General features: G+C 32.2%; 13 protein-coding genes. 6 read left to right on the top strand and 7 right to left on the bottom strand.

The genetic code is table 11. The features are described from left to right. Window positions 1–91 precede the first annotated feature (91 nt). Window positions 92–2,503: an alpha-ketoacid dehydrogenase subunit alpha/beta gene (locus AC1RRN_RS06935; RefSeq protein ID WP_492966605.1), complete on the top strand. Its 2,412-nt coding sequence runs from the start codon at window positions 92–94 to the stop codon at window positions 2,501–2,503. 215 nt (window positions 2,504–2,718) lie between these two features. On the opposite strand, the gene kdsB is transcribed toward AC1RRN_RS06935, so the two are convergent. From kdsB to AC1RRN_RS06920, 3 genes are all read right to left on the bottom strand, one after another. Further along, the gene (gene kdsB, locus AC1RRN_RS06930) at window positions 2,719–3,453 is read right to left on the bottom strand and encodes a 3-deoxy-manno-octulosonate cytidylyltransferase (protein WP_492966604.1); all 735 of its coding nucleotides are present in this window, start codon (window positions 3,451–3,453) and stop codon (window positions 2,719–2,721) included. A 105-nt stretch (window positions 3,454–3,558) separates the two neighbouring features. Continuing rightward, window positions 3,559–4,389, bottom strand: a complete 831-nt coding sequence (ygiD, locus tag AC1RRN_RS06925) for a 4,5-DOPA-extradiol-dioxygenase (protein WP_492966603.1) — start codon at window positions 4,387–4,389, stop codon at window positions 3,559–3,561. A 72-nt stretch (window positions 4,390–4,461) separates the two neighbouring features. After that, on the bottom strand, window positions 4,462–5,886 hold the full coding sequence (locus AC1RRN_RS06920) for an ATP-dependent DNA helicase (protein ID WP_492966602.1): 1,425 nt from the start codon (window positions 5,884–5,886) through the stop codon (window positions 4,462–4,464). A 307-nt stretch (window positions 5,887–6,193) separates the two neighbouring features. Here AC1RRN_RS06920 and AC1RRN_RS06915 point away from each other — a divergent pair, with 307 nt between their 5' ends. Continuing rightward, the gene (locus AC1RRN_RS06915) at window positions 6,194–7,015 is read left to right on the top strand and encodes a DUF3822 family protein (protein WP_492966601.1); all 822 of its coding nucleotides are present in this window, start codon (window positions 6,194–6,196) and stop codon (window positions 7,013–7,015) included. Next, on the top strand, window positions 7,012–7,617 hold the full coding sequence (locus tag AC1RRN_RS06910) for an RsmD family RNA methyltransferase (protein WP_072976100.1): 606 nt from the start codon (window positions 7,012–7,014) through the stop codon (window positions 7,615–7,617). The genes AC1RRN_RS06915 and AC1RRN_RS06910 overlap by 4 nt, the downstream gene beginning before the upstream one ends. Window positions 7,618–7,668: 51 nt before the next feature. On the opposite strand, the gene AC1RRN_RS06905 is transcribed toward AC1RRN_RS06910, so the two are convergent. Continuing rightward, on the bottom strand, window positions 7,669–9,462 hold the full coding sequence (locus AC1RRN_RS06905; protein WP_492966600.1) for a TonB-dependent receptor domain-containing protein: 1,794 nt from the start codon (window positions 9,460–9,462) through the stop codon (window positions 7,669–7,671). A 40-nt stretch (window positions 9,463–9,502) separates the two neighbouring features. Beyond that, complete coding sequence (locus tag AC1RRN_RS06900; RefSeq protein ID WP_492966599.1) at window positions 9,503–9,784, bottom strand: hypothetical protein; 282 nt, start codon at window positions 9,782–9,784, stop codon at window positions 9,503–9,505. Between the two features lie 286 nt (window positions 9,785–10,070). On the opposite strand from AC1RRN_RS06900, the gene AC1RRN_RS06895 reads away from it, so the two are divergent. Together AC1RRN_RS06895 and AC1RRN_RS06890 are read left to right on the top strand one after the other, a co-directional pair. Beyond that, window positions 10,071–11,429, top strand: a complete 1,359-nt coding sequence (locus AC1RRN_RS06895) for a sensor histidine kinase (protein WP_492966598.1) — start codon at window positions 10,071–10,073, stop codon at window positions 11,427–11,429. A 10-nt stretch (window positions 11,430–11,439) separates the two neighbouring features. Then, the gene (locus AC1RRN_RS06890) at window positions 11,440–12,129 is read left to right on the top strand and encodes a response regulator transcription factor (RefSeq protein WP_492966597.1); all 690 of its coding nucleotides are present in this window, start codon (window positions 11,440–11,442) and stop codon (window positions 12,127–12,129) included. A 37-nt stretch (window positions 12,130–12,166) separates the two neighbouring features. Here AC1RRN_RS06890 and AC1RRN_RS06885 read toward each other — a convergent pair whose 3' ends face one another. Next, window positions 12,167–12,709, bottom strand: a complete 543-nt coding sequence (locus AC1RRN_RS06885; RefSeq protein ID WP_492966596.1) for a hypothetical protein — start codon at window positions 12,707–12,709, stop codon at window positions 12,167–12,169. A gap of 232 nt (window positions 12,710–12,941) precedes the next feature. Here AC1RRN_RS06885 and AC1RRN_RS06880 point away from each other — a divergent pair, with 232 nt between their 5' ends. Then, window positions 12,942–13,136, top strand: a complete 195-nt coding sequence (locus tag AC1RRN_RS06880) for a hypothetical protein (RefSeq protein WP_492966595.1) — start codon at window positions 12,942–12,944, stop codon at window positions 13,134–13,136. Window position 13,137: 1 nt separating this feature from the next. Here AC1RRN_RS06880 and AC1RRN_RS06875 read toward each other — a convergent pair whose 3' ends face one another. Further along, on the bottom strand, window positions 13,138–14,055 hold the full coding sequence (locus AC1RRN_RS06875) for a ketopantoate reductase family protein (protein WP_492966594.1): 918 nt from the start codon (window positions 14,053–14,055) through the stop codon (window positions 13,138–13,140). Window positions 14,056–14,101 lie beyond the last annotated feature (46 nt).

The following is a 14,101-nucleotide window of genomic DNA, read 5'->3' as shown; positions in this document are numbered from 1 at the left end:
TACAAATAATTAAATTATATTTATTTTAAAGAATTATGATTATTGATTGTTTTTAAGTAATTTCGCAGTCTCAACATGACCCTTCCAGATTATGATTATAGAAAAAAACAATACCACTTTAACTTTTGAAGATTTCAAAACAGAAGTATTGAAAGACTATAGAATTGCAGTAACCAGCCGTGAATGTAGCCTTTTAGGTCGTAAAGAAGTATTGACAGGAAAAGCCAAATTTGGAATATTTGGTGACGGAAAAGAAGTTCCGCAGCTTGCCATGGCAAAAGCCTTTAAAAATGGCGATTTCCGTTCAGGATATTATCGTGATCAGACTTTTATGATGGCGATTGGTGAACTAACTCCAAAACAATTTTTCGCAGGTCTATACGGTCATACCGATTTAGATTTCGATCCGATGTCAGCAGGAAGACAAATGGGCGGACACTTTGTAACGCACAGTTTAAACGAAGACGGATCCTGGAAAGACTTAACAAAACAAAAAAATTCAAGCGCAGATATATCACCTACAGCCGGACAAATGCCAAGATTATTGGGACTGGCTCAGGCTTCTAAAATATACAGAAATGTCGATGGCATCAAAATCAAAGACAAATTCTCTGTAGATGGAAACGAAGTAGCCTGGGGAACTATTGGTAATGCCAGTACATCTGAAGGTTTGTTTTTTGAAACTATAAATGCTGCCGGAGTTTTACAAGTGCCGATGGTAATGAGCGTTTGGGATGATGAATACGGAATTTCTGTTCACGCCAAACACCAAACTACTAAAGAAAACATCTCTGAAATTCTTAAAGGATACCAACGTGATGAAGATTCTAAAGGTTATGAAATTTTTAGAGTAAAAGGCTGGGATTATGCTGAATTGGTTTCGACTTACGAAAGAGCTGCAGCAATCGCGCGCGAAGAACATGTTCCGGTTTTAATTCACGTAAACGAATTAACACAACCACAAGGCCACTCTACTTCTGGTTCTCACGAACGTTACAAAAATGGAGAAAGACTGGCTTGGGAAAGAGATTTTGATTGTATTCGTCAGATGCGTTTATGGATGATTGCCATCAATATTGCATCTCCTGAAGAACTTTCAGAAATTGATTTTGAATTGAAAAAAGAAGTCCTTGAAGCTAAAAAAGAGGCGTGGAATTCTTTCATCAATCCAATTATTGAAGATCAAAAAAATCTTTTGGCTTTATTGGAGCAAATTGCGGAAGCAAGCATCAATCATAAAGAAAGAATTAGAAAATATATTTCAGAATTAAACGCTATTAAATCGCCTTTAAAAAAGGAAATGTTAGTTATAGCGCGTAAAATATTGCGTTTTGTAGAAGTACCAAACAGTAAAGTTTTGCTTTCTAATTGGATTACGGATTATATTGCAAAAACACAACCAAGATTCAGTAGTCATTTACATTCTGATTCTGATTTGAATGTGTATTCTGTACAAAAAGTACTTCCGGAATATGCAGAAAATGCTAAACCGGATTCAGATGGCCGAATGATTCTTCGTGATAACTTCGACGCTTTGTTTACCAAATATCCAGAAACACTAATTTTTGGTGAAGATGTAGGAAACATTGGTGATGTAAACCAAGGTTTAGAAGGTATGCAGGAAAAATACGGAGAACTTCGTGTTGCCGATGTGGGAATTCGTGAAGCTACAATTGTAGGTCAGGGAATCGGAATGGCTCTGAGAGGTTTACGTCCAATTGCTGAAATTCAGTATTTAGATTATTTATTATATGCGATTCAAATCATGAGTGATGATTTGGCAACATTGCAATACAGAACTGTTGGAAAACAAAAAGCACCATTAATTATCAGAACGCGTGGACACCGCCTTGAAGGGATCTGGCATTCTGGTTCTCCAATGGGAATGATTATCAACGCCATTCGTGGAATTCATGTTTTAGTTCCAAGAAACATGACGCAAGCCGCAGGATTTTATAATGCTCTTTTGGAGACTGACGAACCGGCTTTAGTAATTGAATGTTTAAATGGATACCGTTTAAAAGAAAAAACTCCTTTGAATTTTGGTGAATTCAAAACACCAATTGGTGTAGTTGAAACATTAAAAGAAGGTTCAGATATTACTTTAGTTTCGTACGGATCAACGTTGAGATTAGTAGAACAAGCAGCAACTGAATTATTAGATTTAGGAATTGATTGTGAAGTAATTGATATTCAGTCTTTACTTCCGTTTGATATCAATAAGGATATTGTAAAAAGTGTTGCTAAAACAAATCGTTTGCTAGTAATCGATGAAGATGTTCCTGGTGGAGCTTCAGCATTCATTTTACAGCAAATTTTGGAAGAACAAGATGCTTATGTTCATTTAGACAGCAAACCACAAACATTGGCTGCAAAAGCCCACAGACCGGCTTACGGAACTGATGGCGACTATTTCTCGAAACCATCTGCCGAAGATATTTTCGAAAAAGTATATAGCATGATGCATGAAGTTAATCCTTCTAAATTTCCTGATTTATATTAAGGATTTAGAATGTTTTAGATAAAAGAAAAGCTCCAAAAATTTTGGAGCTTTTTTGTTTTTTTACTTAAAGTTTGTCATCCTGAGGAACGAAGGATCACACTAGAAACTCCGGGCGATAATTCCGCAAAGTAATTCGCCAATCTTTGTCGAATATCTTGTATGATCCTTCGTTCCTCAGGATGACAGCACTATATCTTTAAAATAAAATCAAAATTTTACTTAGAATTTAAAATTGCCCTAGCCTTTTCTAAATCTTCAGCAGTATCAATTCCTATCCCAACATGCGTTGTTTCAACCATTTTAATACGTTTTCCGAATTCTAAATAACGAAGTTGTTCCAGCTTTTCAGATGCTTCTAAAGATTTCATCGGTAAACTATAAAAGTCTAATAAAGCCTGTTTTCTAAAAGCATAAATTCCGATGTGCTGAAAATATCGTACTCCAACATTTTTCTCTCTTGGATACGGAATTACAGACCTTGAAAAGTACAACGCAAACTGCGATTGATCAACCACAACCTTCACATTATTCGGGTTATTGATTTCATCTTCATCTGTGATTTCGCGCATCAGCGAAGCCAAATCAATTTTTTTATCTTCATCATTTTTAAAAACAGATAAAACCTGTTCTAAAGGACCAGCTTCTGTAAAAGGTTCATCTCCCTGAACATTTACTACAATATCAACATCAAGATTTGCAACAGCTTCTGCAATTCGGTCACTTCCAGATTCGTGTTCTTTGATGCTCATTATGGCTTTTCCTCCATTCGAAACAATTTCATCAAAGATCAAATCAGAATCAGTTACTACAAAAACATCGTCGAATAAGTTAGTTGAAACCGCAGCTTCATATGTTCTTAGAATTACTGTTTTACCTCCCAAATCCTGCATCAATTTTGCAGGAAAACGTGTTGAAGCATATCGCGCCGGAATTACCGCTATTATTTTCATTTTATTTCTTTTATTTTTATTCTCTGTGAATCTCTGTGAATCTCTGTGTAAATCTTTGTGCAGCTTTGTGTTATAATTTTACCACAGAGATTCACAAAGTTGTTTTTACATAATTTTTACCGAAGTCATACTCAACGAACCTGCCAAAAGTTTATCATTAAACAATTCCAATTCATCATTTTTATCTTTCAAACCTAAAGTATAAAGCAAAGGCAAATAATGATCCGGAGTTGGAATTGCCAATTGAATTGCTTTGTTCATTTTTTCAAAATCAATCAAAGGCTGAAAATTTTCATCCAGCAAATAATTATTGATGGTTTCGCGAGCTTCAATTGCCCAGTCGAAACCGTAATTGTCTTTGTCAAAATTCCTGAAATCGACCAAACGTAAATTGTGAACGATATTTCCGCTTCCAATAATCAAAACACCTTTATGACGCAATGATTGTAGTTTTTGCGCCAACTCAAAATGATATTGCCCAGACTTTGTATAATCGATACTCAACTGAATTACCGGAACATTTGCTTCCGGATATAAATGTTTTATAACACTCCACGCTCCGTGATCTAAACCCCAATGTTCATCTAAATCAACATTTACAGGTTCCAATATCTTTTTAGTTTCTGCAGCCAATTCAGGACTACCTTTTGCAGGATATTGAACATCGAAAAGTGCTTGTGGAAAGCCTCCAAAATCATGAATGGTTCTTGGCATTTGCATCGAAGTAACTTTGGTTCCGTTGGTAAACCAATGCGCCGAAATACATAAAATCGCATTCGGCTGTGGCAATGTTTTTGCCAGATTGCGAAAACCGGCCACAAACTGATTTTCTTCAATCGCATTCATCGGGCTTCCGTGTCCCAGAAACAAAACCGGCATTTTATCTGTATTCGAAAACGTTGATGAAATCGAATGTAAATCGTTTAATGTTGTCATATGCTAAAGTTTTTTTTCGCCACGAATTCACGAATTATTCAAATAAAATTCGTGAATTCGTGGCGAAAAATTTTACTCCTCAAAACTCTCGTCTTTAAATCCTATCAAATATAACTTATTTTTGGCACGCGTCATTGCCGTGTACAGCCATCTTATGTAATCGCGATCGATTCCGTTTGGCAAATACGGCTGTTCTATAAAAACGGTGTCCCATTGCCCACCTTGCGACTTATGACAGGTTATAGCATATGAGAATTTCACCTGTAAACCATTAAAATATTCGTTTTCTTTTACTTTCTGAAACTTCTTATATTTTGTACTTTCATCTTCATAATCTTTCATTACTTCTTCGTACAAACGATTTGATTCTTCATAAGTTAACGACGGAGATTCACTTTTAATAGTATCTAAAAGTAAAACCGTTTCAAAAGGTTTTTGGTCCGGATAATCAACCATTCTGATTTTTACTTTTGCAAAAGTAAATCCGTATAACTCTTTGATTCCAAACATTTCCAGCACTTCGATAATATCTCCGTTGGCAATAAATCCCGCTTCATCGGTTTCTTTCAACCAGAAATAATTATTCTTTACGACCATCAAAAAATCACCAACCGAAAGTTCGCTTTCTTTAAATAAAATTCGGGTTCGGATTTGCTCATTATATTGATTTGCTCTTTTATTCGAACGAACAATAAACGCAGTATCTTCAATACTATAATTACTGTAAGCTGTATTTATCGCATCCTGAATATCATAACCATCCGTTAAACGAACAATGTCCTTAAACTTTTTTACATTGAATTTAAACTCCGTAATAAAACTTTCTTTCAGTAATTCCCGTAACTCTGTTGCATTATATAAAATACCTGAATTTTCTTCCTGACGCATTACTTCATCCAACTCAATATGCTCAATTTCCTTATCATAATGAACGCCCAAAGTTTGAATATCAAGCGCGGGACTAATATCTAAATTGACCGGAGGCAACTGTGCAGTATCTCCTAAAAGAATCATTTTGCAATTGGTTCCTGAATATACATATTGAATCAAATCGTTCAAAAGCGAACCGTTATCATACAATTTCGAATCAGAATTGCTATCTGAAATCATCGAGGCCTCATCGACGATAAAAATGGTGTTTTTATGTTTATTGACCTGTTTGGTAAAAGCTACGCCTCCACCAGATGATTTTTTCGGAAAATATATCTTTTTGTGAATTGTAAAAGCCGGCGTATTCGAGTAATTAGCGATTACTTTTGCCGCACGACCCGTTGGCGCCAGCAAAACAAACTTCTTATTAATTTCTCCAAGATTATTTACGATAGTTGAAATCACCGTTGTTTTTCCTGTTCCGGCATATCCTTTTAGTACAAAAATAGTATCGTTAACAGGTTCCGTTAAAAAGATGGCGATTTTTTGAAAAAAAATATCCTGTTTATAAGTAGGTGCAAAGGGAAATTTTCTTTGTAAAACGCCGTAAAACAATGCTGAATTCATAGGGTAAAATTGAACTACAAAGTACGGTTTTTTAAATGGCAATTAAAAAATTAAACCATATAAGTGATATAAGAAAATTAAAGTTTAAGTTTTATAGGGTTATAAAAATTCATGTTTGAACTTTGAGCTTGATTCTGTGAACTTATATAACTTATACGGTGGAAAAAAAACTTAACATTGCCTTAAAATGTATATAAAATTGTTTTTTGAAATTGCAATTATTATTCTTGCTTTTTAATTTGTAAGTTTGTGTTCGAATTAAATTCTTTCTTGACACTACAACAGGTAATGAATTGAAAATCAAATTATGGCATTTCAAAATACTAATATTACATCAAAAAATTATAAAAAGCTTTCTATTCAGGTTTCCCTGACTGGATTTTCTTTTTGTTGTTTTGATACTTTAAATAATACCATTACTTCGTTTAATGAAATTCATTTTGATTCGAATCAAAAAGCGACCAAAATAGAAGAATCTTATAGCGATGCTTTTAAAAAATATCCGGAATTAAAAGAGACTTATGATGAAATTATGGTAATTCATAATAACAATCTTTCCACTTTTGTACCTACTCCGCTTTTTGATGAAAATTATCTGGGTAGCTATTTACAATACACTACAAAAGTTTTTGAAACCGATTTTTTTACGTTTGACACCATTTCAAATTACGAAATGAACGCGGTTTACATTCCGTATGTAAACATCAATAATTTCCTGATTGACAATGTTGGATCTTTTGATTACAAACACGTTAACAGCATTTTAGTCGAAAAAATTCTTGAAGCTTCAAGAAATAATGACGATAAAAAAATGATCGTTAATTTTAATCCGGAGCATTTTGAAATCATTGTAGTTCAAAATCAAAAGTTATTATTATTCAATTCATTTGAATATCAAACACCGGAAGATTTTATTTATTATATACTTTTTACGGCCGAACAATCGAATTTAAATCCTGAGATTTTCCCTCTCGAATTGTTAGGTACTATAGAAAAAAATGACCCTTTTTATGCCATCGCGTATAAATACATTCGTAATGTTTCCTTCTTAGATGTAAGCACATTACAAGAAAAAAATAACTTTTCTACTGCACAAAATCAAAAACATTATATCTTATTTCAATCATGAGAATCATTTCTGGAAAATACAAAGGACGCCGCATTTTTCCGCCAAAAAACCTTCCTGTAAGACCTACAACTGACATGAGTAAAGAAGCATTATTTAATGTTTTGAACAATCATTTTAGTTTTGACAGTTTAAAAGTTTTAGACTTGTTTTCGGGAACCGGCAATATTAGCTTTGAATTCGCTTCACGCGGAAGTGCGCCCATTACGTCTGTTGATGGTGATTTTGGATGCGTAAAATTCATTAAACAAGTTTCATCAGAATATGATTTTGATATCGCCGCTACTAAAAGTGATGTTTATAAATTTTTGGAAAACTGCAAAACTTCTTATGATATTATCTTTGCCGATCCGCCATACGGATTAGATCAGGCTGCGTTTGAAAAAATTGTGCTAACCGTTTTCGAAAGAGATTTATTGCATGAAGACGGCATGATGATTATCGAACATTCCAAATACACAAAAATGGAACATTTGAGTAATTTTTCTTTTCAGAAAAGTTACGGAGGTTCGTTTTTTAGTTTCTTCGAATTAAACTCGACAGACGATGATGAAGAATTACCAGATGATTCATTAAAAAAAGTAACAGAAGAAGATGAGGGATAATTTCCTTACAATCATAAAAAAAATCCCTTGAATTTCAAGGGATTTTTGTTTTTAACGAATTCTGTTTTGATTTTCGTCGTTATTTTTCTCTTTAAATTCAGTTTCTTTTACCTTTCCAAAAGAATACTTAATTGCTAAAGAAATTTCATGATTATCGACAACATATCTTGCTTTAGAATGAATATTATTAATTGTGAATTTTTCTGTTTCAATGTTATTTTTTAAAACATTATTACAGCTTAAGGTGCAATTCCATTTTTTAAAAAACATTTTTGAAACCGCCATATCGACTATAAATCTCGGATTTGTCTCAAAAACACCTGTATATCGTTTAGTTAATCCCCAAAAATTCAACATCAAAACATATTCTTTTGGAAGTTTAAATTCATTATTTGAGACATAATACAAATACGGTTTTGAAGCTAGAAATGTTGCAGAATGATCTTCAACTTTTTCTAAAATAAAAATTAAAGAATTAGTTGTTGTCCAAAATTTATAGGTAAAAGGCAATGTAAAATCCACCGTAAAGCCAGAACTTTTATCAAAATTTATATCTTGAAAAGTCATTATATTTTTTTGATCATCAAACGAAAAACTATTATAAACAGGATCTTTGGCGTGCGTAAAGCTCAATCTAACCGATTTATCATGATATTGAAAAGTAGTCGAAATTTCGTCAATAATTGTTGGCCCCAAATTAATATTCCTTGCATACAAAAAATAAGGGTTTATATAAGTTGAGCCCTGACTTAGTGAGGAATAATTAGGTCTCGAAATGCTTTTTGCATAATTTATACTGATACTTTTTGCACTATCAATAGGAAATGTAAACTGTGCTTTTGGAAAAAAGTTAGTGTAATTTTTAGCAATTAATGGTAATAAATCTGTTTTAAACTTTCCGTTTATATTGGTATCTTCCACACGAAATCCGACGGAAAAATCAATTTTCTTAATTTTTCCGGAAAGTTGACTGTATCCGGCTAAATTCTCTTCTTTAAAATCATAATGACTTATTTCATTTGTATTGGTTTCATAATAAAAAATGTCAAAATCAGATTTTGAATTTGCCGCTGAATAGAGTCCACCGATTTCAAATTTCATTTCATTTTTAAACTTTTTCTCAATGTCAATTCTGCCCGAAAAAACATTTACTTTAAATTTCTGATCGCGAATCTGAGCCAGTTCAAATTGCGTATCATTAAAATTATTCTGAACCTCACTCCACGAAGTCTGGTCAAAATCAGAATATTGCATCCCAGTAAAAATCTGTGTATCAATTGAATTTATCTTTTTATTGTAATTTAAAGAAGAGTTCACAAAGTTCTTTTTACCATCATTATCGCTATACGTCACCACATTATTTACAACGTCCTGGTTTTTATTTTCTGTAATTGTATTGATAGGAAAAAGGTCTGTCTGCAGCTTACTATTTATATTAAATGAAAAATAATCGCCATCATTTATTTTGTAGAACAAACCACCCCCAAAAACAAACTGCTTCTTTTGTTTACTATCGGCTGTTACATCATATTTTGAAGCGATATCTACATTTGTCATTTTATAATCAATACTGTGATTTTCCCACGGCTTTAGCAGATTGTAATTAAAATTTGCTTTCAACTCCAATTTGTTTTTTTTGAAATTAAAATTGAATCCCAGGTAATTATTGTAATTTTTCTTAAACGAAGCAACCTCAGAAATCTCTGTTCTAAAACTGTCTTTTTTACTAAACTTTCGTGTAATCAAAATTACAACACGCGCTTCTGCTTCATATTTAGAAGAAGGGTTCTGAATGATTTCTATCGCTTTAATATCGGCGACAGCCAAAGCATTTAAATCGTCCATGCCAACCTTTTGATTATCAATATAAATCAACGGGTTTCCTTTACCTAACCGAAATACTTTCCCTATCAGCACTAACCTGAATGGTAGGCATTTTAGCTAACAAATCAACTGTATTTGGAATTGCATTGTAAATCGAATTGGCTACATCCAATTTTATATTCCCGTTTTGATTCGAAAATGATTTTTTATTTTGAGTAATGACAACTTCGTTCAGGTTATTCGAAATACTGTCTTTTGGCGTTTTATTCTGGGCATTTCCTAAAAGGGAAAAACAAAACAGCAATAGGATTATAAAGAGTTTTAGAGGCAAATAAACATTCATTTTAAAAAGATTTTGGTTTAGATTGAATGCAAAAATGCTTCTAAAAAAAGGTTACGAAAGTTAATTGAAGGTTAATGCGGAGTTAACGTGCTTTTTATACCGTAAAAGCATTAATTTTGAATTGAGAAAATTTGCCCGGAGATTTTACTGATTAACGTTCAGTAATCTCACGCAGATTTCGCAGATTTAAAAAGATCAATTTTAATCTGCTAAAATTATTTTTAAATCTGCGTTAAAAATAAAATAAATCCGTTTAATCAGATTCATCCGTGAGCCATATAAACTAATGAAACAAAGAATTAATTTATTAATAGTATTTTCAGTTGTCGCGTTGATCGTTTTATCGACTGTGCAATGCTATTTGGTAAAAACCACTTATGATTATAAAGTGGCACAGTTTCATACGGAAATCAAAAATGAAATTGCTCAGGTTTCGAATAATTATAGTGATATTGATTCTGTTATTGTTTCGAAAAAAGAAGCGCTTTACAAATTATTATCGGAGAATTATATTCAGGGAAAAACGAACAAAATTGGCATTAAAAAAGCTATTCTTCAAAGTGAATTCAATGATGTATTAACCCAGAAAATCAAACGAAAATTAGAAAGAGATTTACCCAATTTTAAAATCGATTTTGCAATTGTACTCAATAAATATATTCTGTACAAAAATGCCCAAAAAGCAGATACTATTTTCTCTGAAAAACCTTTTATTCAGAATAAATTATACGGCAATTTAGCTTCGTTAAATCATGCATTTTTAGTTCGGAATTATGTTGGAACAACCAACGGAACTTTTGAAAATCAGGATTATAAATTATTGACAGAAGATTCGATGTATGTTTCTGTTGTTGATTGGGAAATGATTATTTTAAGAAGAATGACTTTCATTCTGATCTTATCACTACTTTCCATTTTAACGCTCATAACACTTTTTGTAATTGCTATAAAAGCTTTAATCAAACAGAAAAAAGTGAGCGATGTTAAGACTGATTTCATCAATAATATTACGCACGAACTCAAAACACCTTTGGCTACTTTGAGTATTTCTACCAAAATTTTAGAACAAAAAAACATTCGTGATAACGATGAAAATTTTAATTCGATCGTCAATACTATTTCGCGTCAGAACAATAGACTTCAAAATTTGATTGATCAGGTTATGGCAAATTCATTGGCAGAAAATGAGATTGAATTGCAAAAAGAAAAAATAGAAACCGAAGATTTTCTGCTTTCAATTGTAAATGATTTTAGAATTACATTTCCAAAAATCAATCTTAAAACCGATTTTCAAACTCAGAAAACAATTTTGATTTTAGATAAATTCCATCTGACAACCGCTTTTTTAAATGTTTTGGAAAATGCTGCAAAATATGGATCAAGTACAATTACAATAAAAACCAAAATCATAGCAAATCAGTTTTCGATTAGTATTGAAGATGACGGAATCGGAATTGAAAAGAACAAACAATCCCTTCTTTTTGAAAAATTTTATCGCGTACAACAAGGAAATCTGCACAATACAAAAGGTTTAGGTTTAGGTCTTTACTATGTAAATCAAATCGTGAAAGCGCATCAGGGATCTGTTAACGTTGTGAGTGATTTAGGAAAAGGAACTCAGTTTACTATTTTATTAAAAGTTTAATTACCTTATTTTGAAAAAATTACTTTTAGCTGAAGACGATTTTGATTTTGCTGCAATTTTAAAACAATATTTAGAACTGCATCAATTTGAAGTAATCTGGGCAGAAAATGGAGAAATAGCTTTGGACTATTTTAAAAACCAAACTTTTGATATTTGCGTTTTTGATGTAATGATGCCCAAATTGGACGGTTTTTCACTGGCCGAAAAAATAATTACAATCAATCCTGAAATTCCATTTATTTTTCTAACCGCAAGAAAGTTAAAAGAAGACAAAATCATTGGATTAAAACTGGGTGCAGACGACTATATCATAAAACCTTTTGAAGTCGACGAACTTATTCTGCGTTTGCAGAATATTCTAAAGAGAATCGAACAAAAGAGAAGTCTGGACGGAAATAACATAATTGAAATTGGCTCTTATGTTTTTGATAATGAACGATTAACACTCAATAATAAAAATCACGTTCAGCAGCTCACAGAAATGGAAGCTTCTCTTATTGAGTATTTATATCTAAACCACAACCAATTATTAAAGAGAGATCAAATTTTAATGTCTGTCTGGAAAAAAGACGATTATTTCTCTGGCCGAAGTATGGATGTTTTTATCAGCAGGCTTAGAAAATATTTTAATTCAGATCCAAAAATTAAGATTGAAAGTGTTCGTAATATTGGTTTGGAATTTAAAATAGAAAAGCCCTGATAAATCAAGGCTTTTTAATATTTTATTTTTATAAAAATTAATTTCCAATCACCCAGCCCAAAGTAAAGTTAACAAGGGGCACAAATTCAGTGTCATATTTATCAAAATTTACTCCTGGACCTGCACTAAACTCCAGATTAAACTTTCTTTTGTAAGTACGTTGTATTCCCCAAAGTGCTCCTATTGTAAATGAAGGAACCGATTCTCTATAATTATCATTTGTCGAAATAGATTCAAAATTATAAGCAGCAGCTAAGCCAAGATAATTTCCCGAATTAAAAGCTGTTCTTTTTCCTTTTGCCGCTCTTTTTTCAAGATTGTAGTAATGACGAAATTGTTCAACTATTTGTGGAAAAAATGCAAAATTTGAATTGTTAGAATTCGATGAGAATCCCAAACCTAAACTTGCTTCAGAGTACAAAGTATTTTTAGAATCAAAACCATGTTCATAAACGAAGCCTGGTAAAAACATATTAATTTTAAATTGATTTTTTTGAACAGATGTAACTGCTTCATCCTGGGCATAAGATGAATTAATTAAAAAGGCAAGTAAAATAGCGAATAGGTATTTTTTTTTCATTGTTGGTTTTTAAATGGTTGAGACAAAAATAACATTTAAACCATACAATCAAATTAAAAAATAAAATATTTTCTTACAGTAGAATAGGTAAGATGTGTGTGCTAAAATCAATTGAGGATTTAAAATCAGAAGCACTAATGGAAACTGCAAATCATATAAGTTCTCTAAGTAATTGTATAACAGCTATAAAGTTTTTAGAAAGTAAATTTGATAAACATTAAAAATCAAAATCATGAACCTAAAAAGATTATTTGGAGGAATACTTACCATTCTTGGAATTGTAGGTCTTATTTATACAGCAGTTGTTTTTGCTGGAACTTCGGGAGAAACTAGAGATGTTAAAACTTTAATTATCTACGGTATATTGGGAATCGTTTTCTTTACGTCAGGAATTAGTTTAGTTAGAACTACAAAAGACGAATCATAGATCATAATAATGCGTTTGCAATCTTTTCGTAAAGAGGAGTTTTTACGCCATATTTTAAACCTTCGTTGACTACAAATTGTGTCAACGAAGTTACTTCTGTTTTCCTGCCTGCCAATAAATCTCTGTGCATTGATGAAGTTGCTTCTTTAGGTGATTTTTCAAGCTTAAGTATAGTTTGATTTACAATATCTTTTGGCAATTGAAGTCCTTTTGCTTTCGCAACTTCTTCGATTTCATCAAGCAATTCTACATAAACTTTCATTGATTTTTTATTCTTTTGAATTTCGCCAATATTCTGATTTAAATAAGAAGTTGCCGAAGCTAAAGCTGAAATAAATATAAATTTCTCCCAAACTGTTTCTTCAATATTCTCAACCAAATAACTTTCGATTTTAGCTTTTTGGAAGATGCTTTGCAATTCTTCTAATTTAGCAATTGAAGTTGTCTTTGAACCAAAAAACAGTTTTTCATAAAAGCCTAATCGGCGAATTGTTCCCGGCGAGGCAATCATCGAAACAATATAAACACAACCTTGCAAAATATTATTTTCCGGAAATATTTCCCTGATACGATCAGGAGCATCAACACCATTATACAAAGGAAGAATTACGGTTTTTGGAATAATGCATTTTTGCAGCGAAAGTAAACTTTCTTCAATATCATATGTTTTGGTAGCACATATTAAATAATCTAAAACACCAATTTCATCCAGATTATTCGAAACCAATTTTGGATAAACAACCATTTCAGAATCGTCATTGACAATTTTCAATCCATTCTCAGCAATTGCCTCTTTTGTTGCGCCTCTGGCAATAAAAACAACTTCAACCTCAGCTGAATTATAATAGGCTTTCGCCAAAAGTGCACCGAAATATCCTCCTACTCCACCAAGTCCTAAAATTCCAATTCTTGTTTTCATAATAAACTAATTAAATGCCACAAAGGCACAAAGACACAAAGTTTTT

It is taken from the genome of Flavobacterium sp. GW821-FHT11G01, from assembly GCF_058808175.1.
This window is presented reverse-complemented; position numbering and strand designations above follow the sequence as displayed.

Coding starts and splice junctions, on each gene's coding strand:
- AC1RRN_RS06935 (WP_492966605.1), top strand. CDS start 92: ATGATTATAGAAAAAAACAATACCACTTTAACTTTTGAAGATTTCAAA.
- kdsB (WP_492966604.1), bottom strand. CDS start 3,453: ATGAAAATAATAGCGGTAATTCCGGCGCGATATGCTTCAACACGTTTT.
- ygiD (WP_492966603.1), bottom strand. CDS start 4,389: ATGACAACATTAAACGATTTACATTCGATTTCATCAACGTTTTCGAAT.
- AC1RRN_RS06920 (WP_492966602.1), bottom strand. CDS start 5,886: ATGAATTCAGCATTGTTTTACGGCGTTTTACAAAGAAAATTTCCCTTT.
- AC1RRN_RS06915 (WP_492966601.1), top strand. CDS start 6,194: ATGGCATTTCAAAATACTAATATTACATCAAAAAATTATAAAAAGCTT.
- AC1RRN_RS06910 (WP_072976100.1), top strand. CDS start 7,012: ATGAGAATCATTTCTGGAAAATACAAAGGACGCCGCATTTTTCCGCCA.
- AC1RRN_RS06905 (WP_492966600.1), bottom strand. CDS start 9,462: ATGGACGATTTAAATGCTTTGGCTGTCGCCGATATTAAAGCGATAGAA.
- AC1RRN_RS06900 (WP_492966599.1), bottom strand. CDS start 9,784: ATGAATGTTTATTTGCCTCTAAAACTCTTTATAATCCTATTGCTGTTT.
- AC1RRN_RS06895 (WP_492966598.1), top strand. CDS start 10,071: ATGAAACAAAGAATTAATTTATTAATAGTATTTTCAGTTGTCGCGTTG.
- AC1RRN_RS06885 (WP_492966596.1), bottom strand. CDS start 12,709: ATGAAAAAAAAATACCTATTCGCTATTTTACTTGCCTTTTTAATTAAT.
- AC1RRN_RS06880 (WP_492966595.1), top strand. CDS start 12,942: ATGAACCTAAAAAGATTATTTGGAGGAATACTTACCATTCTTGGAATT.
- AC1RRN_RS06875 (WP_492966594.1), bottom strand. CDS start 14,055: ATGAAAACAAGAATTGGAATTTTAGGACTTGGTGGAGTAGGAGGATAT.